The sequence below is a fragment of the Polaromonas sp. YR568 genome, assembly GCF_943369415.1.
GTDB lineage: Bacteria > Pseudomonadota > Gammaproteobacteria > Burkholderiales > Burkholderiaceae_C > Polaromonas.
In genome coordinates this window covers 17,481-40,440 of record NZ_CALRNF020000031.1, presented here as the reverse complement: position 1 = coordinate 40,440, position 22,960 = coordinate 17,481, and the positions used below count along the sequence as shown (strand labels likewise).

General features: G+C 63.2%; 29 protein-coding genes. 12 read left to right on the top strand and 17 right to left on the bottom strand.

Features of this window, described 5'->3' with window-relative positions; all coding sequences use genetic code 11:
* Positions 1-13 precede the first annotated feature (13 nt).
* The 4 genes from ACLV74_RS18640 to ACLV74_RS18625 are packed head-to-tail and all read left to right on the top strand — an operon-like array spanning position 14 to position 1,697.
* The gene (locus ACLV74_RS18640; RefSeq protein ID WP_411880902.1) at positions 14-361 is read left to right on the top strand and encodes a hypothetical protein; all 348 of its coding nucleotides are present in this window, start codon (positions 14-16) and stop codon (positions 359-361) included.
* Between the two features lie 7 nt (positions 362-368).
* Positions 369-854, top strand: a complete 486-nt coding sequence (locus ACLV74_RS18635) for a hypothetical protein (protein WP_411880901.1) — start codon at positions 369-371, stop codon at positions 852-854.
* Positions 855-856: 2 nt separating this feature from the next.
* A complete protein-coding gene (locus ACLV74_RS18630; protein WP_411880900.1) occupies positions 857-1,321 on the top strand; it encodes a hypothetical protein in 465 nt (154 codons plus the stop codon).
* A 7-nt stretch (positions 1,322-1,328) separates the two neighbouring features.
* Positions 1,329-1,697 (top strand): hypothetical protein, encoded by a 369-nt coding sequence (locus ACLV74_RS18625; RefSeq protein WP_411880899.1) that lies wholly within the window; start codon positions 1,329-1,331, stop codon positions 1,695-1,697.
* Between the two features lie 16 nt (positions 1,698-1,713).
* Here the strand turns inward: ACLV74_RS18625 and ACLV74_RS18620 are convergent, their stop codons facing one another.
* A complete protein-coding gene (locus tag ACLV74_RS18620) occupies positions 1,714-1,965 on the bottom strand; it encodes a hypothetical protein (protein ID WP_411880898.1) in 252 nt (83 codons plus the stop codon).
* 208 nt (positions 1,966-2,173) lie between these two features.
* Between ACLV74_RS18620 and ACLV74_RS18615 the strand changes: the two genes are divergently transcribed.
* Entirely contained in the window at positions 2,174-2,569 is a 396-nt protein-coding gene (locus tag ACLV74_RS18615) for a MerR family transcriptional regulator (protein WP_411880897.1), read from the top strand.
* 59 nt (positions 2,570-2,628) lie between these two features.
* On the top strand, positions 2,629-3,627 hold the full coding sequence (locus ACLV74_RS18610) for an aldo/keto reductase (RefSeq protein ID WP_411880896.1): 999 nt from the start codon (positions 2,629-2,631) through the stop codon (positions 3,625-3,627).
* A gap of 191 nt (positions 3,628-3,818) precedes the next feature.
* On the opposite strand, the gene ACLV74_RS18605 is transcribed toward ACLV74_RS18610, so the two are convergent.
* The 3 genes from ACLV74_RS18605 to ACLV74_RS18595 are packed head-to-tail and all read right to left on the bottom strand — an operon-like array spanning position 3,819 to position 6,671.
* Positions 3,819-5,129 carry a sensor histidine kinase gene (locus ACLV74_RS18605; protein ID WP_411880895.1) on the bottom strand — a complete coding sequence of 437 codons (1,311 nt, stop codon included), beginning with the start codon at positions 5,127-5,129 and terminating at the stop codon, positions 3,819-3,821.
* Positions 5,119-5,820 carry a response regulator transcription factor gene (locus tag ACLV74_RS18600; protein WP_411880894.1) on the bottom strand — a complete coding sequence of 234 codons (702 nt, stop codon included), beginning with the start codon at positions 5,818-5,820 and terminating at the stop codon, positions 5,119-5,121. Before ACLV74_RS18600 ends, ACLV74_RS18605 begins: the two co-directional genes overlap by 11 nt.
* 56 nt (positions 5,821-5,876) lie before the next feature.
* Positions 5,877-6,671 carry a MipA/OmpV family protein gene (locus ACLV74_RS18595; RefSeq protein WP_411880893.1) on the bottom strand — a complete coding sequence of 265 codons (795 nt, stop codon included), beginning with the start codon at positions 6,669-6,671 and terminating at the stop codon, positions 5,877-5,879.
* Between the two features lie 233 nt (positions 6,672-6,904).
* Between ACLV74_RS18595 and ACLV74_RS18590 the strand changes: the two genes are divergently transcribed.
* The gene (locus tag ACLV74_RS18590; RefSeq protein WP_411880892.1) at positions 6,905-7,096 is read left to right on the top strand and encodes a hypothetical protein; all 192 of its coding nucleotides are present in this window, start codon (positions 6,905-6,907) and stop codon (positions 7,094-7,096) included.
* A 124-nt stretch (positions 7,097-7,220) separates the two neighbouring features.
* On the opposite strand, the gene ACLV74_RS18585 is transcribed toward ACLV74_RS18590, so the two are convergent.
* From ACLV74_RS18585 to ACLV74_RS18570, 4 genes are all read right to left on the bottom strand, one after another.
* Positions 7,221-7,982, bottom strand: a complete 762-nt coding sequence (locus ACLV74_RS18585) for a tRNA-uridine aminocarboxypropyltransferase (protein WP_411880891.1) — start codon at positions 7,980-7,982, stop codon at positions 7,221-7,223.
* Positions 7,983-8,077: 95 nt separating this feature from the next.
* On the bottom strand, positions 8,078-10,024 hold the full coding sequence (locus tag ACLV74_RS18580; protein ID WP_411880890.1) for an ATP-dependent nuclease: 1,947 nt from the start codon (positions 10,022-10,024) through the stop codon (positions 8,078-8,080).
* An 81-nt stretch (positions 10,025-10,105) separates the two neighbouring features.
* Positions 10,106-10,561 carry a hypothetical protein gene (locus tag ACLV74_RS18575; RefSeq protein ID WP_411880889.1) on the bottom strand — a complete coding sequence of 152 codons (456 nt, stop codon included), beginning with the start codon at positions 10,559-10,561 and terminating at the stop codon, positions 10,106-10,108.
* A complete protein-coding gene (locus ACLV74_RS18570) occupies positions 10,558-11,400 on the bottom strand; it encodes a DUF6216 family protein (protein WP_411880888.1) in 843 nt (280 codons plus the stop codon). Before ACLV74_RS18570 ends, ACLV74_RS18575 begins: the two co-directional genes overlap by 4 nt.
* Positions 11,401-11,688: 288 nt before the next feature.
* Here ACLV74_RS18570 and ACLV74_RS18565 point away from each other — a divergent pair, with 288 nt between their 5' ends.
* Positions 11,689-12,102 (top strand): nuclear transport factor 2 family protein, encoded by a 414-nt coding sequence (locus tag ACLV74_RS18565; RefSeq protein WP_411880887.1) that lies wholly within the window; start codon positions 11,689-11,691, stop codon positions 12,100-12,102.
* A gap of 168 nt (positions 12,103-12,270) precedes the next feature.
* Here ACLV74_RS18565 and ACLV74_RS18560 read toward each other — a convergent pair whose 3' ends face one another.
* The gene (locus ACLV74_RS18560; RefSeq protein ID WP_411880886.1) at positions 12,271-12,639 is read right to left on the bottom strand and encodes a winged helix-turn-helix transcriptional regulator; all 369 of its coding nucleotides are present in this window, start codon (positions 12,637-12,639) and stop codon (positions 12,271-12,273) included.
* Positions 12,640-12,751: 112 nt separating this feature from the next.
* Here ACLV74_RS18560 and ACLV74_RS18555 point away from each other — a divergent pair, with 112 nt between their 5' ends.
* Positions 12,752-13,486 carry an SDR family NAD(P)-dependent oxidoreductase gene (locus tag ACLV74_RS18555; protein WP_411880885.1) on the top strand — a complete coding sequence of 245 codons (735 nt, stop codon included), beginning with the start codon at positions 12,752-12,754 and terminating at the stop codon, positions 13,484-13,486.
* A gap of 71 nt (positions 13,487-13,557) precedes the next feature.
* Entirely contained in the window at positions 13,558-14,190 is a 633-nt protein-coding gene (locus ACLV74_RS18550) for a class I SAM-dependent methyltransferase (RefSeq protein WP_411880884.1), read from the top strand.
* 177 nt (positions 14,191-14,367) lie between these two features.
* On the opposite strand, the gene ACLV74_RS18545 is transcribed toward ACLV74_RS18550, so the two are convergent.
* From ACLV74_RS18545 to ACLV74_RS18510, 8 genes are all read right to left on the bottom strand, one after another.
* Positions 14,368-14,616: a GlsB/YeaQ/YmgE family stress response membrane protein gene (locus ACLV74_RS18545; protein WP_411880883.1), complete on the bottom strand. Its 249-nt coding sequence runs from the start codon at positions 14,614-14,616 to the stop codon at positions 14,368-14,370.
* Positions 14,613-15,188: a hypothetical protein gene (locus ACLV74_RS18540; protein WP_411880882.1), complete on the bottom strand. Its 576-nt coding sequence runs from the start codon at positions 15,186-15,188 to the stop codon at positions 14,613-14,615. The genes ACLV74_RS18545 and ACLV74_RS18540 overlap by 4 nt, the downstream gene beginning before the upstream one ends.
* 659 nt (positions 15,189-15,847) lie before the next feature.
* Positions 15,848-16,255 carry an Hsp20/alpha crystallin family protein gene (locus ACLV74_RS18535; RefSeq protein ID WP_411880943.1) on the bottom strand — a complete coding sequence of 136 codons (408 nt, stop codon included), beginning with the start codon at positions 16,253-16,255 and terminating at the stop codon, positions 15,848-15,850.
* Between the two features lie 54 nt (positions 16,256-16,309).
* A complete protein-coding gene (locus tag ACLV74_RS18530) occupies positions 16,310-16,747 on the bottom strand; it encodes an Hsp20/alpha crystallin family protein (protein ID WP_411880881.1) in 438 nt (145 codons plus the stop codon).
* Between the two features lie 298 nt (positions 16,748-17,045).
* Positions 17,046-17,864 carry a DUF4189 domain-containing protein gene (locus ACLV74_RS18525; protein WP_411880880.1) on the bottom strand — a complete coding sequence of 273 codons (819 nt, stop codon included), beginning with the start codon at positions 17,862-17,864 and terminating at the stop codon, positions 17,046-17,048.
* A gap of 156 nt (positions 17,865-18,020) precedes the next feature.
* Positions 18,021-18,677, bottom strand: a complete 657-nt coding sequence (locus tag ACLV74_RS18520) for an aspartate/glutamate racemase family protein (RefSeq protein ID WP_411880879.1) — start codon at positions 18,675-18,677, stop codon at positions 18,021-18,023.
* Between the two features lie 31 nt (positions 18,678-18,708).
* Positions 18,709-19,629 carry an amino acid ABC transporter substrate-binding protein gene (locus tag ACLV74_RS18515; RefSeq protein WP_411880878.1) on the bottom strand — a complete coding sequence of 307 codons (921 nt, stop codon included), beginning with the start codon at positions 19,627-19,629 and terminating at the stop codon, positions 18,709-18,711.
* Between the two features lie 60 nt (positions 19,630-19,689).
* Positions 19,690-21,036, bottom strand: a complete 1,347-nt coding sequence (locus tag ACLV74_RS18510) for an aspartate aminotransferase family protein (protein ID WP_411880877.1) — start codon at positions 21,034-21,036, stop codon at positions 19,690-19,692.
* A 215-nt stretch (positions 21,037-21,251) separates the two neighbouring features.
* Between ACLV74_RS18510 and ACLV74_RS18505 the strand changes: the two genes are divergently transcribed.
* Positions 21,252-22,121 carry a MurR/RpiR family transcriptional regulator gene (locus ACLV74_RS18505; RefSeq protein WP_411880876.1) on the top strand — a complete coding sequence of 290 codons (870 nt, stop codon included), beginning with the start codon at positions 21,252-21,254 and terminating at the stop codon, positions 22,119-22,121.
* A 127-nt stretch (positions 22,122-22,248) separates the two neighbouring features.
* On the top strand, positions 22,249-22,905 hold the full coding sequence (locus ACLV74_RS18500) for a transcriptional regulator (RefSeq protein ID WP_411880875.1): 657 nt from the start codon (positions 22,249-22,251) through the stop codon (positions 22,903-22,905).
* Positions 22,906-22,960 lie beyond the last annotated feature (55 nt).

The following is a 22,960-nucleotide window of genomic DNA, read 5'->3' as shown; positions in this document are numbered from 1 at the left end:
GGCATAGCAGAACATGAGCAACTTTGGTGATCGCGTACGCATAAAACGGACACCTGAGACGGTCTCAGCCGAAGTGGCGGATATGGTGGGAGATGTGCATGGTTTCACAACTCCTTCCGCTACCGGCGTGTCGGTCATTGGCGACGCGCCGGATGATCATGCGATCAACGTCTACTTTGAAGGGTTATCAAGTGACCGGTGGTTCCGGCCTGATCTTCTGGAGTTTTTGGACCATAACGCCGGGGCCGAAATGGTTGTGGGCAACCTGAAGGCCGTTCGTCAGTCCGATGGCAGCTGGATCGAGACCCCAGTGCCAAGCCCCACGCTACTTGACCGCCTGCGTCGCTGGTTCAAGCAATGAGTCGCCCATGACCATCACAAGCGTTCGCATCTACTTCTATCCGGCGACCCAGGCGCGCGAGCTCAAGCTGACGTCCCGCCACTGGGGTTTTGCGCCATGGTTTTCGCGCCGCCTCAAGCCGATCCGCGAACAGCTTCGCGGCCCCGAAGCCAAAGGCGTGGACATCATGAACCTGATGCTCTACGAGAACCCGGCGCACGCCGGGCCCCGTGACCAGTGGTATCGGCGAGGCAATACTTTTTGGTTTTCGTTCGCCTGCGACCTGCGCCCGCTTGAGGCGCAGCCCGCTATCGAGAACGTCGCGAAGCTGATGCAGTTCTACGCCGCGATCGCGGACCACGCGCCCTGGCCGCAGGCCCGTGCCGTGGCGGGCGCGTTGCGCGAGCCGCTCAGCGACATCGACCGGATCACACTGCTTCCCTACTTGCAGTGGCCCCGCGGAGAAATGATCAGCGAAGCCAAGGCAAGGCGAATCGCAAAAACTGCGGCCTGAGCATGTCATACGTCAGTCGCTACGCCGTCCGGGCCCACTCCCTGTTCGCCGATCACTTCAAGGCCAGCAAGGACATCAGCCCTTCCGGCCCCGGAGTCCTGGAGAGGGGCGACATCCGCGTCCTCAGGAGCAACCGGCTCGACCAGGAGGTGGCCACGAAGTGCGCGCAAGGCTTTGAGATTGCAGGGTGGGCGGAGTTCGCCGCGAAAGGAGATTGCGGAATAGCTGCCGAGGCGGCAGACCAGGCGAGCAGGGTAGGCGCCTCTCTCGTGCTGTTCAGCTTCTGGCCGGCAAAGCTGCGCGCCATCAAGTACCTGCCGGACGGATCGATTGACCTTGCGGCTGTTCTGGCCGACCCGCCCGCGGCGCTGACGCCCAAGGGCTATTTCGTGACGAAGGCCGCGTTCCTTCGGCCCGGTGCCGATTCCAGCGGGTTGCCCCAATCCGTCCCTCAACCCAAACCTTGACCCGCAAATGGCAACCGCATTCTTCGTCCTGATGGGGCTCGTGTTCTGCATTGGCTACGGTGTGTTCATGCACAGCCTGAGAGGACGCGCCGTCACGCGCCAAAGCCAGCTCGGCGAAGACGCGTTTGCGGAACAGCTGCAAAAACATCCTCAGCTGGCCGCGGCAAGACTGGTGCGGCAAAAGGACGAGGTCCTCGACAAGAGTAGCGTCGGCGCCCTCACCGACCGCATTTACCAGGGCGTGGACGGATCCTGGTGGCTGTTTATCTGCCAGTCCGGCGAGCCCGGCTACCTGACCCAGCTCAACCCCGAGCGTGCGAAAAACGCGCTGCGGTCCACTCCGAAGATTCTGGCGCTGGAGTTTCCGGACGCCTGAAACCCGCAGGCGCCGCCTAGCGCCCCACCACCGACCAACCCGCCTTCTGGTTGGTCTTGTCGTTCTCGTATTCCCAGGCCGTGCCGCAGCGGTCGCATTTGTAGCGCGTGATGGTGATCAGGCCGTGGCGGCGCGTTTCGTGGCGCGGGTCGCCTTGCACCAGCTCCGGGTGGCCGGGCGCCTTGCGCCAGTTGCGCTGTATGCCCGCGCAGGAGTCGCACAACTCCATCTTCTTGAGTTCGGCTTTGCGGTCTGGGTCTTGGGTCATGGGTTTCTCTGAAGTCGGGGGTTATGCCCCGATTGTCGCCGCTGCAAGGAAAAGAGAGGCGCTATGCACAAAACCCGGCGAAGCGGTCCTGGCCAGGCGCGTCGCCGCAGACAGTGCATCCGCACGGCAAGGCGCTGCAACACCGCCAGCAGGGTTTTTTGCGTGGCGCGCTTGACTTCGAGTGCGCTCTAAGCCCTAAAGTCCCTCCATGACCACCGCACCCACCGTCTCCCTGAGCATTGCCGAAGCGGCTGAAGCTTCGGGCCTGAGCGCCTACACCCTGCGTTATTACGAGCAGATAGGCCTGATCGCGCCCATCGACAGGCGCAGCGGCGCGCGCCGCTACAGCGACGCCGACATGCGCTGGCTGGACTTCCTGGTGCGGCTGCGCGCCACCGGCATGTCCATGCAGGGCATGCAGCGCTACGCCCACCTGCTGCGCCAGGGCAATGCCGACGCCAGCCTGGACGAAAGGCAGGCCATGCTCGAAGCCCATGCCGCGCGCCTTGAAGCCGACATACGCGCCCAGCGCGAGACCCTGCAATACATCCGCAAAAAGATACGCGGTTACGAAGAGATGCGCGCCGAACCCAAGCGCGCCTGAGCCTCTTCCCGCTTTCACCCACCCCCATCCAAACCCTCCAACCCCAAAGGACCCACACCATGATCAAAACCCGCACCCTCGGCCGCAACGGCCCCGCCGTCTCCGCCATAGGCCTGGGCTGCATGGGCATGAGCGACTTCTACGCCAACCGCGACGACGCCGAATCCATCGCCACCCTGCACCACGCGCTCGACCAGGGCCTCAATTTCCTCGACACCTCCGACATCTACGGCCCCTACACCAACGAAGAACTCATAGGCAAGGCCATCGCCGGCCGCCGCCAGGACGCCTTCATCGCCACCAAGTTCGGCATCACCCGCGACCCCGCCAACGAAGCCGCGCGCGGCTTCAACGGCCGGCCCGAGTACGTCAAGGCCAGCTGCGACGCCAGCCTCAAGCGGCTGGGCATAGACCAGATTGACCTCTACTACCAGCACCGCGTCGACAAGACCGTGCCCATTGAAGACACCGTGGGCGCCATGGCCGAGCTGGTGCGCGCCGGCAAGGTGCGTTACCTCGGGTTGTCCGAAGCCTCCGCCGCCACCGTCGCGCGCGCCTGCAAGGTCCACCCTATCGCCGCGCTGCAAAGCGAATATTCGCTGTGGACGCGCGACCCCGAAGCCACCGGCACCCTGGCCGCCTGCCGCGAGCACGGCGTGGCCCTTGTCGCCTATTCACCGCTGGGCCGCGGCTTCCTCACCGGCGCCTTCAGCAAACCCGAAGACCTGCCCGCCGACGACTACCGCCGCAAGTTCTCGCCGCGCTTTGCCGAAGAGAATTTCAAAAGCAACCTCGCGCTGGTCGATACCGTCAAAAGCATCGCCGCAGCCAAAGGCGTCACCGCCTCGCAAATTGCACTCGGCTGGGTGCTGGCCCAGGGCAATGACGTCATTCCCATCCCGGGCACCAAACGCCGCAGCTACCTGGACCAGAACATCGCCGCGCTGGACGTGGTGCTCAGCCCCGCCGAGCTGGCGCAGCTCGACAAGGCATTTCCGATGGATGTAGCCGCAGGCCTGCGCTACCCCGAGGCTTTTTTGGGGTCGGTCAACGCCTGAACTGCCTTCACCAGCAGGGGCCGCGGAACTGGCTTTGCCAGGCCGCAGGCGCCTGTCCCCTGCAGGGGAGAGGAGGCTACACGGAGTGAGGCTCAACAGGGGTGAGCCAGTTCCCAGGCCGCAGGCGCCTGTCCCCTGCAAGGGGAAAGGGCACTACACGAAGTGAGTGCCAATAGGGGTGTTCCTGCCCGCTAAAAGCGGACGTCCACCACGGAGCCCTTGTTCACCGCCGATGAAATGGCCAGCGACCACTTGAAGCGCTCGCAGATCCGCTTCGTCAGGAACAGCCCCAGCCCGCGCCCGCCGCCGGGCTTCATCGACGTCTGCAAGGCCGCGCCGTAGCTGCGCGCGGCCTCCACCGGGTCGAAGCCTTCGCCGGAATCGGTCACCCGCAGCCTTTGCGGCGTGAGGCTGACGGTGACGTCCCCTGCCTGCGTGTTTTCAGCCGCGTTCCTGAGGAGGTTGGCAATGACGATCCCGACCATCGCTTCCGGCGCATGCACGGAAAAGCTCACGCACTCCAGCAGCACGAAGCGCGCGGGTTTGAACGCAAGAAGGTGCTCGTGGTCCTGCATCAGCTCCTGCAGCAGCAGGTCGACCCGGGTGCTTTCCACCCTCGCGTTGTCGTCCGGCTCGCGCGACAGGTACAGCAGGGCGCCCATGGTTTCTGTGAGGTTGTCGACCGTGCCGCGAATCCGCGCCAGCGGGCCTTGCGCCTGCGCGGGCAGGGCCTGCTTCGCCAGCACGTCCACCGCGCCGCTGATCACCGCGACCGGGGTGCGGAACTCGTGGCTGGCCTGGTCCAGCAGGCTGCGCTCCCGCTCGATGAAGCGCTCCACCCTTTCCAGGTGGCGATTCGCCTGCACCGCGATGTCATGCAGCTCCGCCTGCGGGTAGTCGACCGACAGCCGCAGCGAGGGCTGCTCCGGGTCCAGCGCTTCCATGCGCTGCGCCAGCGCCCTGGCCGGCTTGCGCAGGCTGCCGTGAAGCCACAGCAGCGTGGCGCCCACCAGCGCCAGGTTGACCAGCACAAAGATCAAGCCCCCTATGCCCACCTTGTTCTGCAGTTGCTCGATGTCGGTCATGTCGATGACGGTGACCACGCGGCCGTCCGCGACCGGCGTGACCAGGGCCGCGTAGTCGTGCTCGTCAAACCGGTCCAGGTCCTGTTCGCTGTAGAACCCGGCGGGCAGCGTGGCCAGGTAGTGCGGCATGTCCGCGGGCAAGGCCGTGCCGCTCTTGACGTGCCATCCCCTGTAGGCGCCCTGTGTCGGCAAGGACACGGGCGTGTTGCCCGTGCTGCCGGCGATGTAGTGCTGGGTGGTTGAGCGCAGTATCTGCTCCCACACCGGGTGCGTGATCATCACCTGGCCGAAGCCCACCGAGACGGTGACCCCCACGGCCAGCAAAATCCCGAACGCGACGAACAGGGCGCTGATGCGCCAATGCAGGTCGAACATGCGCGGCTTGTCCGGCGTCTTGCCCGGCGTCTTATTCGCCATCCTGCACCCGTATGCTGTAGCCCTGCCCGAACACGGTGTGCAGGATTTTCCGGGCCCCGTCGCCGTCCACCTCTTTGCGCAGCAGGTGCATGTGCGACCTCAGGATGTCCTTGTCCGGTGAGCGCTCGCCCCAGATGTGCGATTCGAGGTATTCACGGCTCACAAGGTGCGGCGAGCGGCGCATCAAGACCTCCAGTATCTGCCGCCGTATCGGTGACAGCGACAGCTCGCGGTCTCCCCGCGTGACGACCAGCGACTGCAGGTTGAAGCGCAGGTCGCCGGCTTCCAGCACCTGCCCCGGGGCCTGCGCCGCATGGCTGCGCGTCACCAGCACGCGCAGCCGCATTTCCAGCTCCGGCAGCGCGACCGGCTTGACGAGGTAGTCGTCGGCCCCCGCTTCAAAGCCCTGCAGCTTGCTGCCCAGCTGGTCTTTCGCCGTCAGCATGATCACCGGGATCCTGGACCTGAGTTCATCCCTGAGTTGCGTGAGCATCGCCAGCCCGTCCATGCGCGGCATCATCCAGTCCAGCACGATGGCGTCATAGTGGTTCGCCCGCACCATGCCCAGGCCCGATTTGCCGTCGGGCGCGGCGTCCGGCTTGTGGCCGCAGGCTTCCAGGTAGTCGTAGATGTTCGCCGCCAGCGGCGCGTTGTCCTCGACGATCAGGATGCTCAAGGGGCCTTCAATCATCTCCATCTCGGTCCTTCATCTCGGTCCTTTCGCGGGATGCGGCGGCACGGCGGGCTTCAGAATTTCCGGGAAACGCCCACAAAAACAGACGTTACGCCTTTTGCGTCCTTGTCCACCAGCGGGCTGTTGCGGATCTTGCCGGGCAGTGCACTGTAAGACAGGCCGCCCGTCAGCATCCACTTGCCGGCGAAGGGCTGCATCAGGTCGACGCCGATACGCGGAATCACCGCGCTGCCCGGCTTGTAGTTCACCACACCCCGGGCGACTTCCGCGTCCAGTGTTCCGTAGTAGTAGTTCGCAAGCTTGCTGGAGTAATGGCTGACCGCCACGTGCGGCGTGACCATGGCGGTCCCCCACTGCATCGGATAGCCGTACCGGGCCGACGCCTCGTAACCTTTGCTGGCGCCCGACACATCGGCCTTCAGCGCCAGCTCCACCACGCCCATAGTGCCTTTGAAGGCCCCGGAAATCCCCAGGTCCAGGCCCCTGTCCCGGTCTTCCAGGAGGTTGCGGTTGATGCCCCTGGCCGCAAGTTCCGCCGTGCCGTAATCCTCTTTTTTGATGCCGCCGAACCTGACGCCCAGGGTGGCATCCAGCGTGAAACCGTCACGGTCCAGCAAGTGGTAGCCACCGCTGATCCCGCGCCAGAAGAACTTCTCGCCTTGGTAGCTGACCAGCGGCACCGCGCGCAGCTTCGCGCTTTCACCCGCATAAATGTCGGTCCTGGCCGCCACGCCCAGACCCAGGCCCCAGGGTGAGGCCCCCGGCTCGGGCCCGGGCTGCGCATAAGCGCCCGTCAAGGCCGACAGCAACACCACAGCGGCGGGAACAACAACAGATCTGCGCTTCATACGGAAATTCCTCCTGGACGGGTTTTGGAAAAAGGCCCCGGCGATTGCCGGGCTGGGCGCACTGTGCCGCGCCGCTGTCGCGGAGATGTCGCGGCCGGCAAAAGGCATCGCGACATTCCGGCGACAAGCCGCCCTCACCATCCCGGTCTTTCCCGCCTTTCCGTGTGCAGCCGACCGCCGCGCGTGCCGCGCCATCCCCGCCTTTGCCCCCTCTTTCGATACCGGACACATCCATGACGAAACCCCAAGCCCGCCCTTCCCCCGCATCCGCCACGGCCGCAAAGCCGGCCCACGATGCCGGCGCCGAAAGCCCGCGCCCTCTCAACCATGAGCCCGGCGCCATGGTTCTGCGGCCGCTTTTTTCGATGTACTTCCTGGGGGCATGGGCCGGCAAACCCGGCGCGGCGCGCGGGAGCAAGCGGTGAGGCGCCGGCCTGCGATCGGTGAACGCCTGGGCAATTGATTCCGGGGTATGGTCTTCACCAGCAGGGGCCGCGGATCTGGCTCTGCCAGGCCGCAAGCGCCTGTCCCCTGCAAGGGGAAAGGGCACTACACGAAGTGAGTGCCAATAGGGGTGTGCAACTTTTTCAAGCGCTGGTGCGCCGCGTCCTCCAGGTCCAGCGGCTGCTGCTGCTTGGCCTTCAGGTAGTGGTTGGTGAACACGTCCAGGTAAGCCTCCAGCGTGTCCGCCACATGCGCCTCACCGGCCAGCGCAAAACACAAGGCCGCCACTTCCGAGGTGCAGAAATGCTCGTCCCGCTGCGAGCGCCTTAACTTGTAGCGGGATAACTGCTCGCTCTGCAAACTCAGCACCGGCAGCTTGTCGAGGTAAGGGCTTTTGCGGAACATCTTCCGCGCCTCCGGCCAGGTCGCGTCCAGCAGCACAAACAGCGGGCGCTTGGCCGGCGCGCCGGCGGCGGGCGCCGCAGGCGGCAACACCTCCGTCACCACCCGCTCCGCCGCCACAAACTCGCCGGGAAAGACCAGGTAAGGCTGCCACTGCGGGTCCGCCAGCAAGGCAATCAGGGCCGGGTCCACCACCGTGCGCGCCCACTCAAACGCAAAGGTGTCCGCCACCACGTCGGCAATCAGCCAGCCCGTGTTGCTGGGCTTTAGCGCCTCGATGTCCGCCATCACCAGGCACACACCCGCATTCACCCCGGGCACCACCGGCCGCAAGGCGCACATGCAATGGCCGGGGTTGAGCCGGCAACCGGCACAGCGCGCATTGCGCGGGCCGCCGCGGGCTAAAAAGGGTTTGGAGGCGCGCGCCAGGCGCGCGGTGCGCAGGCGGGAGACGGCGTGAGGCATGGGGAGATTTTGGGCGCAGGCAGGTGCTGCTTGCTTATCCCAATGCTAACCTGCCTTGATGATGGCCATATCGATTCGACCAGACACGGATTGAGTTACGTGGCACGGAGCTCAAGGGCAATATTCGATACTCTTTCAACAATATCTCGAAGTACCGGAAATTCAACTCCTTCTGCATGTGCTTGATGCAGAAATAGGCTCATGACTTCTGAGTTTTTTAGCGCCGTGCTGGGCTTTTCGTGACCGCACCTATTGGCGCATTCGTTGCGCAAAATATCGTATCTATCCTTTAGAGTTGCTCGCAAATAGGTTTCGATGTCGTCCTCAAAAAAAGCGCATCCAGCGGAGACGTTAGTAGGAGGAAAGTCAACTACGTCCGCATTACCTAGGCGCAAAAGAGTTCGATTTGTTGCTGCACCTTCCGCTTTGGTTTTATCGCCATCAAATAGAAAGTACGTGGGAATTCCAAAACCCTGAAACGCCACAACGGCTCTATCAATATTGTTCTTCCCCATCACTGGGACCACAACTATGCCCAGCTCATCCCACTTCCTCTCCATAAACATCTGCATTGCCCACAGTGCAGCAACATCCGAATCGCCCTCGACTACTACGGCTACGTCAGCGAAAAGCCCTTCATTAACTAACGAATTCAACACCGGCGAAGCGCGCGCGACAAAAGTTGCGGCCGTAAATCTTTCAGGGGGCAGGCCGGTGACCATTGCAAGGCGCTCCGCTGCTTGTGCTCGTGTGAATGTGGTGAAGGTTGTAATTCTCGGATGACCCGGCTCCGCAGGTGATCCTTTGCGACACATACGAACTTCATCAAAGTTTTCAACGTTTACGAAGTATGGAGAATGGGTGACGCACACTATTTGTGTGCTCGGAACATCAGGCTTGCCCTCTGACATCGAGAGCTCCCGAAGAATTCTTGCGAGATACCGGCTACGTGCGGGATGCAGATAGAGTTCGGGCTCTTCAATGGCTAGGATTAAATCCGGTAGACGCGTCGGCTCGATAGCTACTTCTCCCTGATCGTCTGATTTTTCAGGCGAACGAGGTTGCATCATTGACAACTGTTCGAGCAGCGCGAGAATCAGAGCTCTTTGAAGTCCATGTCCCGTGTACCTGATCGGTACTTTGAAATTGTCTTCCGAGATACTGACTACGGCGTCTGGCAGAGGAATCGTAGGTGGTATCAGTTCCTCAAAATCAATCGACAGTTCAGAACCTGGCGCGTACCTCTCCAGTCGCGCCGTTACCAGTTTTCCCAATTCTGCTAGCTCAGGAAGATTCTCTTTTCCATAGAGCTCGCGTGCCTTTGTTTCGAACTCTTGTTTGAATTCTTGAAAGTCGCGACGACTATTGATGCTTCTGGTGACGATCAACTCTAGTAGCTGTGCGATTGCACCTCGTTTCTCCATTTCCGCTGCTGCGTCGCGAACTGCTGGAACTAATACAAATTTGGTGAATTTATCAAGCTTGCCTCCGCCTACGTTACGAGGGCCCAGAAACTGCGTTTCGCGTTCGATGGGCTGTGTAAGTTCTTGATGCCTAGCTTCATAGGCTTCCATTGCTTGATCAACGTCCTCCGACCTCCTGGGAATATCGCCGAAATCGGGAAACTCGCCGGCATCTACTTTTTGTTTAAGGCCAGATCTTTTATCGTTGGCGCCAAGCTTTCGCAGTTCTGAGAACGCCACTATTTGTGGCACGGTTCCAAAATAACGCGCTCCTCCCTGATTAACTACCTTCGTTACGGTGAGCTTTCCATCTTGTACGTAACTGCCAAAGGCTGCCAGTTCGTCGGGTCTCAACGCGGAGTATGTGACACGGATTCGAATGCTTGTGTCAGCCTGTTGATGGTTGTAGTAGTCGAGATGTGAATATTGAACAGCTATGTTGTAGAAGGATTCCAGAGCATACAAAACGGTGGATTTTCCAACCCCATTTCGTCCAAGAAATGTTGTTATGCCGCCTAGACTAACGTCACCTTTTCTTATGGATCTAAAGTTCTCTACGTATATTTTTTCAATCTGCATGATTCCCTCCTATTAGGTCATCGTTGCTCATAACATTTTCGACAAGCTATTGGCAGGGTTGATATTCCCCCCGACTGTTTCTTATTTAATTTCGTGCGCTCGCGCGTCTTTTTCATACGGTGCCTCGGCATATCCAACTTCGGCTACCTGTTGCAGGTATCTTGGAATGTATGAAGCAATGGAGCCCGCTTGCTCATACTGGTAAACGTGGCGACATTCGTGGGTAAGTAGTTGTCGAGAGTTGTATCCGTTGCGGATGTAAATTCCATACCCCAAGGTCAGGCCGATCATGCCGGGACCGAGCAACCCCGCATTCAAAGCCACTTGTCGAAGTTGCAGATCGTCGGGCAATGGAAGTAGATCCACAAACATGACACGTACTTTTTCTGGATACGCAACGCCAACACTTCGCGCATCCGAGAGTTCGGATTCAGTCAGCGGCGCCCCTAAGGCAATGATTTCGACCTCCTGCCGTTCTACCCATGCGATGGCGGCGGGTAAAAGAGAGGGGAGAACCGAAGCGAGATCAGATGTCATAGATATGAATCACTCCTCGGGCGGTCGCTGTCATTGGGAATACTGGGATCAAGATTTTTGTCTCTCAATTGCTTCGCTGCAAAACCAGTTGCCAGTTTTGAAAGAAACATTACGGCGGCCAAGATAGAAATGAAGAACAAAAAGGTCAAAGACTGGCGCTGCTTTCTCACTAGCTCTCGGGTGTAATTTGCGGTCTCATCATTCTTGAGTAGTCCGCACAACACTCCGGCTTCTTGCTCCGTGAAATTTGAGCGATTTATGGTGTCTGCCGCGTTGATTGAGCAGTTGGTCTTGTGAAGGATTTCTGAGGTGAGAGGCCACGCGGGTTTGGCTTCGTCCCCGCTTAAGAGCGCCCAACGATTGGTAACTCTCACTTTGACAAGTGCACTGTTCATGAATGCAAGGGAAGCGCTAGCGAAAATTACTGCAAGAAGCAGCAAGAACGATGCGAGCCATATTCGTTGTGTAAGTTTTGATGGCAAATCGTCCACTCGCACTTGCCGCTTATCTGGATCGAAATACCGTCCCGCCATGCGTAGCGCGAACATTTCCACCTTGCGAAGCTTTGTCCACCGAATAAGCTGTCTTGCCTGCTCCAGGTTGCTTACCGGCACTCCAGCAATGAACCGGAAAGACATCAGACTGTTTTGTTCATTGATGAATGCTTTGATCTCTGGGTCTGCGACTTCCTGACTGCCGTGAACCAGTTGCCATAAACGGTGAATCAAGGTGTGGCGTGACTCGGTCCGCAAGATGACCCATAAAAAAAGTAAAACAAAGCCGCCTGGAGCAAGGGTTCCAAGGATGCCGGAAATGGCAGAGAGCGTTGTCAAGTCCATCTAAGACTCGCTGGAAAGAGAAAAAATAGCTAGAGAGACACGCAAGGTCATCGAAGTCATCTTTGGGTTAACACTTTGTGACAGGGATCATGGACCTGAAGTCGTGTCACAGCTAGGGTGCTTCCCCGTGCGAGGTCGGCAGAACGCCCACATTGGCCGAATTCCGCATGTAAATATTCACCAAAACGCACCCCGGTGCGACTTCTCCGCTTTCCCCCTTCTCCCTTGTCCTACGCCGCCACCCGCGCGGCGGGCTTACGGTGACTCTTTGACTACAAGGAGAACGCCATGAACCGGCACCAGGACTTCAACACTTTCATGAAGGCGCGCCAGCACGCGGCGAGCGCGTATGTCAGCGGCAACGCGACGCCGTTGGCGCGCGTGGTCGCGCTGGAATCGCAGGCGACCTTTATGGGGCCGGGTGGCGGCGCGGTGCAGGGCACGGACGCCGTGTGGTCCCGTTATGAAAGCGATGCCCGGTTGTTTGAGGCGGGCAGCACGTCCGAGTTTGAAATCCTGGACATGGCGGCGGGCGATACCGTCGCTTACTGGACGGGTTACCAGAAGGCGATGGCGCATATGAAGGGCAAGCCCGACGCGATCCCCATGACCTTGCGGGTGACGGAAGTGTTCCGGCTGGAGGGCGAGGCCTGGAAGCTGGTGCATCGCCATGCCGATCCGCTCGCTGAGGTGAAGCGTTAGCCCCTGCGCTGCTACGCCGCTACGCGTTCGCTGCCGCACAGACGAGGCCGTGGTTCGCCCTGTCTTTGCGTTGATTTCCGTGAGGGCTTGTTTGCCCTGGAGGCTGCGATGGCCGGGATGCTGTGTGCGACCGAGCTGGAAGGCGGCGTGGCGCTTGCCGTCCGCAGGCTAGGGCAAGGCGTCGCGTTTGGCGAAGATGCTGGTCATTTCCGCCATGTGCTCGCTTCCCCAGGTGCACAGCGGGAGGATCGCGTCGGCCAGGCCGCGGCCCAGCGGGGTCAGGGTGTAGTCGACCCGCGGCGGCACTTCCTGGTAGTCGGTGCGCGCCAGCACCTGGTCGGCCTCCAGGTCCTTCAACTGCTGGATCAGCACCTTGTGGCTGACGCCGGGGATCAGGCGCTTGAGTTCGCCGTAGCGCTTGCTACCGTCGCGCAGGAAAAACAGGACCAGCGGTTTCCATTTGCCCGAGATGATGCGCAGTGTGGCGTTGAGCCCGCAGCCCGGATCGCAGGTTTCATCAGAAGGCGTGCTTGTCATTTTTTGGGTACTTACCTGAAAGTGCATACTTGTCCTCAGGTTAGCAGAACTGCATGTGTCCTTCCGGCAAGCGAATCCCGCTTGTTGACAGCTTCAACCAAGGACACATGACATGAACAGACTGAATGGCAAGACCGCCGTGATCACCGGCGGCGCGACCGGCATCGGCCTCGCCGCTGCAAAGCGCTTTATCGAGGAGGGCGCCTTCGTGTTTATCTTCGGCCGCCGGCAGGAGGCACTCGACGCCGCTGTGGCCGGCCTTGGGCCGAATGCGCGCGCGGTGAAGGGCTCGGTCTCGGACCTGGCCGACCTGGACCGGCTCTACGCGGCGGTGAAAGCCGAGCGCGGAAGCCTCGACATCGTCTTCGCCAATGCCGGGGCGGGAGGCCCGCTTCCGCTGGGCAAGCTCACCGCCGCGCACATTGACGAAACCTTCGACACCAATGTGAAGGGCACGATCTTCACGGTCCAGAAGGCGCTGCCGCTGATGGGCCGGGGCGGCTCCATCATCCTGACCGGGTCGAGCGCCGGCACCACGGGCGCGCCGGCCTTCAGCGTCTACAGCGCGAGCAAGGCGGCGGTGCGCAACCTGGCGCGGACCTGGGCGGAGGACCTGAAGGGCACCGGCATCCGGGTCAACGTGCTGTCGCCCGGGCCGACGGCGACCGAGCTCGCGAAGGCGGCGCTGGGCGAGGAGGGCATGAAGGTCTTCGCCGCGATGAACCCGCTGCAGCGCATGGCGGATCCGGCGGAGATCGGCGCGGCGGCGGCTTTCCTGGCGTCGCCGGACAGCAGCTTCATGACCGCCAGCGAGCTGGCCGTCGACGGCGGGCTGGCGCAGATCTGACAGGCCGCAGGAAAATATATGCGCTACGCGAACAGTTCGATGATCACATTCAACGTCAAACGGAGGTTTCCATGTACGAGCAATCCACAGTATCCGAATTGACCCGCTTCGCACGCGCCACTGCGGGCGCCACCGTCATCGACGTCTACCCGGGCGACGGCGACTGGACCCGTGTCTTTTCCGACGTCGTGGGACCCGAGGGACGGGTCTACAGCTTTGTGCCGGCGGAGGTCGCCCACTTCAAGAACGATCCGGTCGGCCTCATGCGCACGCTGGCGAAGGAGCCGGGCCGGGAGAATGTTGAGGCGGTCTCGGCGGACCTGGTGGCGATGCCGGAGGTCACGCAGCCAGCGGACGTCGTGTGGCTGCACCTGTTCTATCACGATCTCCACACCGCGCTGATGCAGGCCGGGGGCGCGACGGCGGCCCAGTTCAATCGGGCTGTCTTTGAACGGCTCAAGCCCGGCGGGTTCTACGTCATCGTGGACCACGCCGCCGCGGCCGGGACGGGCACAAACGACGCGCAGACGCTGCACCGGATCGACCCCGCAGCCGTTCGCACGGAGGTGGAGGCGGCCGGCTTCGTGCTGGACGAGGAAAGCACGATGCTCGCGAACAGGGACGACCCGCACTCGATCAAGCCCTTCGATCCCTCGATCAAGGGCAAGACCGACCGCTTTGCCTACCGGTTTGTCAGGCCCTGACAGCGAGTCGTCCGCCGCAAATACACGGCCCATAAAAAAACCCGGCAAAACGCCGGGTTGAGTGCGGGAGCGTCAAGGCTCCTGCGTTTTTCTGTTCTGGTTTTTGCTTCTTCCTTCTTCTTCCGGCCTTCAACAAAGGGGTCGACTGGATCGAATCGATCGAACGGATAAACAGGCTCAGCGCTTGCCGGTCAGCATGCGGTAGACCAGCAGCAGGACGATGGAGCCGAGCACCGCGGCGATAAAACCGGCCGGCTGGCCGTTCTGGTACCAGCCCATGGCGGCGCCGACGTAGGTGGCGATAAAGGAGCCGGCGATACCAATCAGCACGGTGATGATGAAGCCGCCGGGGTCGCGGCCCGGCGTGAGGAATTTGGCGACGATGCCGACGACGAAGCCGATGAGGATGGTCCAGAGAATGGTCATGGGGTGTTTGCCTTGGGTGGTGGTGAATGGATGTGCTCATGATGGCGAGGCTGGGGCGGGCGCTCTATCGGCGGGCAGTCCGACGGGCTGTAGGAAGAAGCAGATGGCGACGGGTACGCCGGCGCGGGCTGGGGCATGGGGCGCGGCCTGGCGGACGGGTGCACAAACAAGGCCCTGGGCACCGAGAACACGTCGTGCACGCCGGTCTTGCCGTCCAGGAACTCGCCGCCTATGCGCAGCGCCTCGGCGATCAGGGGCTGGATGTCATGCCGCCGCCTCGCCAGGCCGGGGGAGATCGCGACAAAGGAGTAGAGGCAGAAATTCTCTTGCCGGATGATGGCGAACTCGCCGCGCATGACAAAGGCATAACACCAGGCGGCGCTGCGCTGCTCTGCAATGCACACGGGGACCAGCGAGGCCTGCGCGCCGTCGTCGACGGCCCAGGTGGCGTAGCAGCGCTCGCGCAGCCGCTCGTCTTCGGGGTAGATGAAGCGGTGCAGCATGCGCCTGACTTCGGGCGTCCAGTGCGATTCAAAATTTGGTCGGGCAAGGGGTCGGATCACAAATGCCATGGTGTTCTCCTCCTGCGCCGGGCACGTCATCCACGCGCGCCCGGCTGGGTCTGGCCTGTCACCGCGGCAGCCCCCTTTCGCCTGGGGGCGAAAGGGGGCTGCCGCGTGTTGCTGGCAATAGGATGGGCGCATTGGTATGTGCACATTCCTTTTGGCCAAAGCCAGCTTAGGGGCGGTGCGTGCTCATCGACACACAATCGTCAGTTCTTTGTCCGCTAGCGGACAGTCTCATAAGCCCTTTGGCTAGAGCGCCTTTTGGGGAGGAATGAAAAGGTGTGCATTTGGCTTGCGCGCTTGCGCTGAGGGCTGTTGCTCCTTCCCCCGCTGGGGGAAGGCTGGGAAGGGGGCCGGCTGCGCTTGGTGTTGCGCGGCGTGCTTACGCGAAAGCCGCCGGCCCCTCACCCCTGCCCTCTCCCGGAGGGAGAGGGAGGAAGAAAGGGCATCGCGATGAGGCCGATGGGATTTGCTCCTTCTCCCTCCGGGAGAAGGCGGGGATGAGGGTTTGCGGCGCTTGATGTTGCGCGGCGTGCTTACGTGAAGCCGCTGGCCCCTCACCCCTGCCCTCTCCCGGAGGGAGAGGGAGGAAGAAAGGGCGTCGCGATGGGGCCGATGGGATTTATTCCCTCTCCCTCCGGGAGAGGGAATAAAGAACAGCCCCTTCAGGCCGCCTTGACGCTGATGCGGCGCGGCTGCGCGTGCGCGGCCTTGGGAATGCGCAGCTTGAGCACACCCTGGGCGAGCTCGGCGCTCACGTTTTCGGTGTCCAGTTCCTTGCTGAGGCTGAAGACACGGTGAAAGCGTGCTGCGCCGATCTCGGTGTGGCTGGACTGCAGGCCTTCGGGCACGGCCATCGCGGACTCGGCTTCTATGGTCAGGGTGTCGGCCTCGACCTGCAGCTTGAGGTTTTCGCGGGGCACGCCGGGAAGGTCGGCGTAGAGCGTGATGCCGGTGGCGTCCTCGACCACGTCGACGGGCGGCGTGAGCGCGGCCTGGGCGTAGCGCTGGGACGGCTGCGCCTGGCGTGGGGGCTGCTGCGCGACCTGGGTGGACGACGCGCCGTTCTGCATGGCCGGGTTGTTGTTGCTGCCGAACATGATGGGTCTCCTTTCTTTCGGTGTCAGTCAGTGGATGGTGATGCGGCGGGGCTGGGCGGCCGCGCGGCGCTGGATGCTGATGTGGACCACGCCGTCCTTGACGCTGGCGCTGACGGCGTCGGGGTCGGCATCGTCGGGCAGGCTGATCACGCGGCGGAACGCGCCGGCGAAGCGCTCGTTGATGTGCAGCGCGGACTGCCGTCCGGGCTCGGGCAGGGCGGACGGGCGCTCGCCGGCGATGGTGAGCATGCCGCGCTCCAGGTCTATCTCCAGCGTCGCCGGGTCCAGGCCGGGGGCGAAGGCATAGACCTCCACCGTCTGCGGCGTGCCGCCTATGTTGAGGGCGGGAAAGCCGCCGCGGCCGAAGCCGCGGATATTCGGAGACAGATCAAGCGCCTGCTGAATCTCGCGTTGCAGGCGATCCATCTCCACGAACACGTCGTTCGGAAACAGGGATCGAAACATGGTGGTTACCTCCATTCAGGTTGAACATCATGAATGGCGCCGGCCCACAGGCTCCGGCGCCCCGGGTTCAGGAGGTAGGAGTCCGGCTTCAAATTTCAAGGGGGGTGGCGCTTGAGGTTGCGCGGCGGGTGTTTGAGGCCGCTGGCCCCTGCCCCAACCCTCCCCCAGCGGGGGAGGGAGTTGAGTCGGAGAGAAGAAGCCAGAGGCAGGCGCCGTGCTGGCCCTCACCCCTGCCCTCTCCCAGAGGGAGAGGGAGTAAATCCTGGAATGAAAGAACAGCGAGAGGGAAGCGGAGCCCTTACTTCCGGCTCACCACCACGGCACCGCCCGCGCCCTTGGAGTCGGAATTCTCGCCGCGCAGCAGGTTGTTGCTGCCTATGGCCAGGGTGAAGTTGTCGGCGTTGTAGCGGCCGTTGCCCTTGAGGTAGACCGGGTTGCTGGCATTGAGGGTCACGGTGTTGCCCTGCACGGTGATGATGGCGTCCTGCTGCACCTGCTTGGATTCGCCGCCGTTGACGAAGGCCAGCACCAGCACGCCGCGGAAGCCGCCGCCGCCCAGGCTCTGGGTCACGCGCAGCGTGCCGTTGGCGGTGTAGCCGGTGCTGGAGACGTAATCGACCAGCCATTCGCCCATCATCGGGAAACCCGCGGCGGCCGGCGTGCCGTTGTTGTGCGGTGTGGCTTGCGGGCGGGCCTGGTCGTACTGCGGCGTGCCTTGCGGTGCCGATGCGGACGCCTTGACGGCATCGCAACCCCAGGCGCGCACCTTGCAGCTGGAGCCGCCCTTGGCGCGGCATTCCGACATGGCGCGCGCCTGCGTGTTGGAGCTGGTGCTGCCGGTGCCCCAGCCGTAGGCGTTGGAGCCCTTGGCCTGGTCGGCGGCATAGGCGCCGCATTCGCCGGCAAAGCGCAGCACCACGGCGCAGTCGGCGCCGCACTCGCGCATGGAGCGCGCGTCGGCCTGGTCCATGCTGGGGTGGTTGAAGGAAAAGCCGTATTTTTCGCCCTGCAGCGAGTCTATGGCCAGGGAGCCGGCGGCCATGGCATGGCTGCCCGCGAAAACGAGGAGCGCGCCCAGGGCAAGCCTGGCGGCAAGGGATTGGATTGAAGAAAACATGGGTTCCCCTCCAGGGATGTGTTGTTGTTGTTGCCGCGCAGGCCAGACCGGGCCGTTGCGTGCGTTTGTAGTCCTTTAGTAGACACCCGCAAGATTATCAGGAGGGCAGGCCGCAGGCCAGCATTATTCGAGGGGATGGGCCGCCAGGGCCCGGGATCAGGCGCCGGGCAGCAGCGCCCGCATCTTGCGCACGGCGCTGTCCACCGTGGTGAAGACGGGCAGGCCGGTACTGGTTTCACACGCGGCGCGGGCGCGCGCCATGCTGAACTGGGCCAGGGCGACGCGCGTGCAGCCCTCCCACGTGAGCCGGCGCGCGTGGATGGCGATGATGGTGTCGTGGACTTCGGCGTCACCGTCGTTCAGCGCCTCCATCGCGCCCACGGCCAGTGCGGTGCGCAACTCGGTGCCGGGCGGAAACTCCGCCGGCATGGATTGCAGGGTGGGGGCGAAGGTGGCGATCAGGCCCAGGGGCCCTGTCTGTCCGGCCTGGCCGGCGGCTTCCTCGATCATGGCCTCGTTGGGCTTGAGCACCGGGATGCCGGGGTGCTGGCGCGCCACGCGCTCTATGCAGGGGCCGAAGGCCGAGCAGGTGAACAAAATCGCCTGCGCGCCGCCTTCCACCGCGTAGCGGGCCAGCGTTTCAAAACGCTGGTGCATGGTTTCGTCGAGCCCGGCCCGGCCCTCGGCCAGGTCGCGCGAGAGGCTGTCGTCCAGCAGGTTCACCAGCCTGGCTTCGGGCCACAGCCGCTGGAAGGCTTCATTGACGGGCGCCATGGAATGCACCAGTGCGTGGATGAGGGCGATGCGTGCCATGGCGGTCTTGCTTTCCTTTGTCAAATGGTTGTCAAATGCCTTTGGACGAAGGGTTCCTGAAGGCGTCCCTGGTCTCGGCGTTCAGCGGGTAGTTGATGTTGATGCCCCGGGGCGGGATGGGCGACATGAACCACCTTTTGTAGAGGATTTCCATCTCACCGGATTTCATCATGTTGCCCACCACCCGGTCAACCAGGGCCTTGAACTGGGGGTCGTCCTTGCGGAACATCAGCGACTGGTTTTCGGTGCGCAGGCTTTCACCGACGATTTTGTAGTCGCGGGGGTTGGGCGCGTTGGCGATCTGGCCGGCCAGCAGGATGTCGTCCAGCACAAAGGCCTGGGCGCGGTCGGTCACCACCAGCTGGAAGGAGTCGCTGTGGTCGCGGCCCAGGATGTTGGTGACTTCCAGGCGCTGGCCCTTGTCGGCCTCCTTGAGCAGGCGAAAGGAGGTGGTGCCGGCGGTGGTGGCCACGGTCTTGCCCTGCAGGTCGGCGATGCCGTTGATCTTTGAACTTGCCTTGACCAGGGTGCGCACGTTGTAGCGGAAGATGTCGGGCGAAAACGCCACCTGCTTCTGGCGCTCGACCAGGTTGGTGGTGGAGCCGCATTCGATGTCGACCGTGCCGTTCTGCACCAGGGGCATGCGGTTGGCCGAGGTGACGGCCTGGTACTTGACCTCGATGTTGAGCATCTTGAGCTCGGTCTTGACGGCCTCGAGGATGCGGTTGCAGATGTCTATGCTGTAGCCGACGGGGCGCGGGCCGCCGTCGATGTAGGAAAAGCCGAAGGAGGATTCGCGGTAGCCGTAGGTGATGGCGCCGGTGGCCTTGATCCTGGCCAGGGTGCCGGTGTCCTGCGCGCGGGCGGCGGGCGTGACGAGGGCGGTGAGCGCCGCCAGGGCGCTCAGGGCCATGACGGCGCGCATCAGTCTGGAAGGAAGGTGAAGTGGCATGGGAAGGTCCTGGGTAGAGGTGAATGAAGCAAGGTGAAACGGGGAGGGTGCGGTGGGGGATCAGGCGGCCTGGCCGGCCGGCAGCGCGGCCAGCACCTCGTCCAGCGAGGCGCGCAGCCGCCCGGCGATCAGGCCCAGGTCCTGCGCGGTGGCGATGTAGGGCGGCGCCAGCAGCACGTGGTCGCCGCTGCGGCCGTCGACCGTGCCGCCGAAGGGGTAGCACAGCAGGCCATTGGCCATGGCGGTTTTTTTGATCCGCGCGTGCAGCTGCAGCTTCGGGTCGAAGGGCGTCTTGCTGTCGCGGTCTTTCACCAGTTCAATGCCCCAGAAGAAACCGCGGCCGCGTATGTCGCCGGCGTGAGGGTGCGCGCCAAAGGTTTCCCGCAGCAGGCTGCCGAAGGCTTCGCCGCCTGACTTGACCTTGTCCAGCAGGCCGTCCCGCTGGATCACGCGCTGCACCGCCAGCGCCGCCGCGCAGGCCACGGGGTGGCCCAGGTAGGTGTGGCCGTGCTGGAAGAAGCCGCTGCCGCGCGACATGGCGTCGACGATCTTGCGCTGTGCCAGCACCGCGCCCACCGGCTGGTAGCCGCCGCCCAGGCCCTTGGCGATGGCGACGATGTCGGGAACGATGCCTTCCTGCTCGCTCGCGTACAGCGTGCCGGTGCGGCCCATGCCGCACATCACCTCGTCCAGGATCAGCAGCACGCCGTAGCGGTCGCAGACCTCGCGCACCGCGCGGAAGTAGCCGGGCACCGGCACCAGCACGCCGGCGGTGGCGCCGCCCACGGTTTCGGCGACAAAGGCGATCACGCGGTCGGCGCCCTGCGCGAGGATGGCGGCCTCAAGTTCGGCGGCCAGGCGCAGGCCGTACTGCGCGTCGCTCTCGCCGGCGTGTTTTTCGCGGTAGGGGTAGCAGGGCGCCACATGGGTGGCCGGCACCAGCAGCGGCGCGAAGGGCGCGCGGCGCCATGCATTGCCGCCCACGGCCAGCGCGCCCAGGGTGTTGCCGTGGTAGCTCTGGCGGCGCGCGATGAAGTGGCTGCGCTGCGGCTGGCCGATTTCCACGAAGTACTGGCGCGCCATCTTCAGCGCCGCCTCCATGGCCTCGGAGCCGCCGCTGACCAGGTAGACATGGCTCATGCCTTCGGGCGCGCCGGCGATCAGGGTGTCGGCCAGTTCCTCGGCCGCGTCGGTGGTGAAGAAGGCGCTGTGGGCGTAGGCGATTTTGTCGATCTGCGCATGCATGGCGGCGAGCACGTCGGGGTGGCCGTGGCCCAGCGAGGACACGGCGGCGCCGCCCGAAGCGTCCAGGTATTCCTTGCCGGGCTCGTCGCGTATCAGCATGCCTTTGGCGGACACGGCGACGGGAGGGACGGAGCGCAGGTGGCGGTGGAAAACGTGTGTCATGGAATTCTTCCGGCGGGCCGGTGTTGGGGAAAAGCTTGAAGGGGGCTGGAACAAGGCCTGGAACAAAGCCTGGAACTAATGTTTGATCGGATTATTTGTTGGAACAAATGTTCCGTCAAGGGGGTTGAGCGCAGATTTGTGATGTTTTTTTCCAAACCCGGTACATTTGTTCCAGGCCCAACCGCATCCACAGACCAAGGCAAAAAGAGACAAGCATGGGAATCAGAGAAGTCATCCGCGAGCAATTCGCCGGGCTCAGCCCGGCCCTGCAGGAGGTCGCGAAGTTCGTGCTGGACCGGCCCAACGACGTGGTCACCGTGTCCATGCGCACGGTGGCGCAGCGCTCGGCCACCAAGCCGCCCACCCTGGTGCGCTTTGCCCAGAACTTCGGCTTCAAGGGCTGGCCGGAGCTGAAACAGGCGCTGGCCTCCGAAATGGGCCTGGGGCCCGAGCAGTACGGCGAGCGCGCCAGGACCCTGGTGGGCAGGGCCAAAGACCAGACCCTGGTCAGCGAGATGTTCAAGGTGCACCGGCTGAACCTGGAAGCCACCGAACGCCTCAACGAAGGCACGCTGCAGCGTGTGTGCGCCATCCTGGAAAAAGCCCAGGCCGTGCACGCCGCGGGTTTCCGCGCCTGCTTTCCCGTGGCGTTTTCGCTGACCTATGTGTACCGGCTGTTCCGCAACACGGTGCACCTGGTCGACGGCCAGGGCGGCTCGCTGGAGATGCAGCTGCGCGCGCTGGGCAAGGGCGACGCGCTGGTGGTGATCAGCTTCACGCCCTATTCGCGCGAAGCGGTGCAGGCCGCCCAAGCGGCCAAGGCGGCGGGCTGCGCCCTGATCGCCATCACCGACAGCGCGGCCTCGCCGATCTCGCTGCTGGCCGACGAAACCATTCTGTTCGCCATCCACAGCCCGTCGTTCTTCCCGTCAGTGACGGCCGCGATGGCCGTGACCGAAGGCCTGGTCGAAATGCTGGCCAGCCGCGCCGGCAAGACCGTGGTCAAGCGCATTGACGAGTCGGAGGCGAACCTGTTCGAGTCGGGCGCTTACGTGCAGGCGCCGCGCCCGCGCGCCAAGGGCTGAGCGCGCCTGGGGTTGACTCCTTCTCCCCTCGGGAGAAGGTGGGGATGAGGGCCAGCCGGCCTCCAGCTCCCGACACTGCGATACGATGGGTGACTGGACAATTTGTCTGAATTCCGAAACCACCGCTATGCCCAAGACCTTGACCAAGCCAGCCGCCAAGCCGGCGACCAGGCTGTCGAACAGGCACCTGCTCGCCGAACTGAAGAACATCGCCGAAGGCCTGGGCAAGACCTTTGCGCCGTTTTGCGAGGTGGTGGTGCACGACCTGACGCACCCGAAGAACGCCATCCTCTCGATCGAAAACAATTTGAGCGGCCGCCGCGTGGGCCAGCCCGCGACCGAGCTGGGCCTGGCGCGCATCCAGGACCCCGACTACCCGGCGGTGATCGCCAACTACGCCAACCAGTTCGCCGACGGCCGCAAGGTGAAAAGCACCTCGGTGGGCATACGCAACGAGGCCGGCGAATACGTCGCGGCGATTTGCCTGAACGTGGACCTCACGCTGTTCAACGGCTTCCAGGCCGCGATGTCGCAGTTCACCGCGATTGAAAGCAGCGCCGTGACGGAGACGCTGGACGCGGCCAACGCCGGCCGCATCCACCAGTGCATAGACGACTTCGCCGCGGCGCGCGCGACGACTTCGCGTTCGCTGCGGCCGGCTGACCGCAAGCAGCTGGTGCAGGATTTGAAGAAGGCCGGCTACCTGGAGATACGCCGCGGCGCGGAGATCGCGGCGGCGCATATGGGGGTGTCGCGGGCGACGGTTTATAGCGACGCGAAGTAGGGGCTGGTGGGTGATTGACGGCCGCCGGCCCTCACCCTAACCCTCTCCCGGAGGG

What these genes read in the sequence shown, in the direction of transcription:
- ACLV74_RS18640 (WP_411880902.1), top strand. Translation starts at nt 14, where the DNA reads ATGAGCAACTTTGGTGATCGCGTACGCATAAAACGGACACCTGAGACG.
- ACLV74_RS18635 (WP_411880901.1), top strand. Translation starts at nt 369, where the DNA reads ATGACCATCACAAGCGTTCGCATCTACTTCTATCCGGCGACCCAGGCG.
- ACLV74_RS18630 (WP_411880900.1), top strand. Translation starts at nt 857, where the DNA reads ATGTCATACGTCAGTCGCTACGCCGTCCGGGCCCACTCCCTGTTCGCC.
- ACLV74_RS18625 (WP_411880899.1), top strand. Translation starts at nt 1,329, where the DNA reads ATGGCAACCGCATTCTTCGTCCTGATGGGGCTCGTGTTCTGCATTGGC.
- ACLV74_RS18620 (WP_411880898.1), bottom strand. Translation starts at nt 1,965, where the DNA reads ATGACCCAAGACCCAGACCGCAAAGCCGAACTCAAGAAGATGGAGTTG.
- ACLV74_RS18615 (WP_411880897.1), top strand. Translation starts at nt 2,174, where the DNA reads ATGACCACCGCACCCACCGTCTCCCTGAGCATTGCCGAAGCGGCTGAA.
- ACLV74_RS18610 (WP_411880896.1), top strand. Translation starts at nt 2,629, where the DNA reads ATGATCAAAACCCGCACCCTCGGCCGCAACGGCCCCGCCGTCTCCGCC.
- ACLV74_RS18605 (WP_411880895.1), bottom strand. Translation starts at nt 5,129, where the DNA reads ATGGCGAATAAGACGCCGGGCAAGACGCCGGACAAGCCGCGCATGTTC.
- ACLV74_RS18600 (WP_411880894.1), bottom strand. Translation starts at nt 5,820, where the DNA reads ATGATTGAAGGCCCCTTGAGCATCCTGATCGTCGAGGACAACGCGCCG.
- ACLV74_RS18595 (WP_411880893.1), bottom strand. Translation starts at nt 6,671, where the DNA reads ATGAAGCGCAGATCTGTTGTTGTTCCCGCCGCTGTGGTGTTGCTGTCG.
- ACLV74_RS18590 (WP_411880892.1), top strand. Translation starts at nt 6,905, where the DNA reads ATGACGAAACCCCAAGCCCGCCCTTCCCCCGCATCCGCCACGGCCGCA.
- ACLV74_RS18585 (WP_411880891.1), bottom strand. Translation starts at nt 7,982, where the DNA reads ATGCCTCACGCCGTCTCCCGCCTGCGCACCGCGCGCCTGGCGCGCGCC.
- ACLV74_RS18580 (WP_411880890.1), bottom strand. Translation starts at nt 10,024, where the DNA reads ATGCAGATTGAAAAAATATACGTAGAGAACTTTAGATCCATAAGAAAA.
- ACLV74_RS18575 (WP_411880889.1), bottom strand. Translation starts at nt 10,561, where the DNA reads ATGACATCTGATCTCGCTTCGGTTCTCCCCTCTCTTTTACCCGCCGCC.
- ACLV74_RS18570 (WP_411880888.1), bottom strand. Translation starts at nt 11,400, where the DNA reads ATGGACTTGACAACGCTCTCTGCCATTTCCGGCATCCTTGGAACCCTT.
- ACLV74_RS18565 (WP_411880887.1), top strand. Translation starts at nt 11,689, where the DNA reads ATGAACCGGCACCAGGACTTCAACACTTTCATGAAGGCGCGCCAGCAC.
- ACLV74_RS18560 (WP_411880886.1), bottom strand. Translation starts at nt 12,639, where the DNA reads ATGACAAGCACGCCTTCTGATGAAACCTGCGATCCGGGCTGCGGGCTC.
- ACLV74_RS18555 (WP_411880885.1), top strand. Translation starts at nt 12,752, where the DNA reads ATGAACAGACTGAATGGCAAGACCGCCGTGATCACCGGCGGCGCGACC.
- ACLV74_RS18550 (WP_411880884.1), top strand. Translation starts at nt 13,558, where the DNA reads ATGTACGAGCAATCCACAGTATCCGAATTGACCCGCTTCGCACGCGCC.
- ACLV74_RS18545 (WP_411880883.1), bottom strand. Translation starts at nt 14,616, where the DNA reads ATGACCATTCTCTGGACCATCCTCATCGGCTTCGTCGTCGGCATCGTC.
- ACLV74_RS18540 (WP_411880882.1), bottom strand. Translation starts at nt 15,188, where the DNA reads ATGGCATTTGTGATCCGACCCCTTGCCCGACCAAATTTTGAATCGCAC.
- ACLV74_RS18535 (WP_411880943.1), bottom strand. Translation starts at nt 16,255, where the DNA reads ATGCAGAACGGCGCGTCGTCCACCCAGGTCGCGCAGCAGCCCCCACGC.
- ACLV74_RS18530 (WP_411880881.1), bottom strand. Translation starts at nt 16,747, where the DNA reads ATGTTTCGATCCCTGTTTCCGAACGACGTGTTCGTGGAGATGGATCGC.
- ACLV74_RS18525 (WP_411880880.1), bottom strand. Translation starts at nt 17,864, where the DNA reads ATGTTTTCTTCAATCCAATCCCTTGCCGCCAGGCTTGCCCTGGGCGCG.
- ACLV74_RS18520 (WP_411880879.1), bottom strand. Translation starts at nt 18,677, where the DNA reads ATGGCACGCATCGCCCTCATCCACGCACTGGTGCATTCCATGGCGCCC.
- ACLV74_RS18515 (WP_411880878.1), bottom strand. Translation starts at nt 19,629, where the DNA reads ATGCCACTTCACCTTCCTTCCAGACTGATGCGCGCCGTCATGGCCCTG.
- ACLV74_RS18510 (WP_411880877.1), bottom strand. Translation starts at nt 21,036, where the DNA reads ATGACACACGTTTTCCACCGCCACCTGCGCTCCGTCCCTCCCGTCGCC.
- ACLV74_RS18505 (WP_411880876.1), top strand. Translation starts at nt 21,252, where the DNA reads ATGGGAATCAGAGAAGTCATCCGCGAGCAATTCGCCGGGCTCAGCCCG.
- ACLV74_RS18500 (WP_411880875.1), top strand. Translation starts at nt 22,249, where the DNA reads ATGCCCAAGACCTTGACCAAGCCAGCCGCCAAGCCGGCGACCAGGCTG.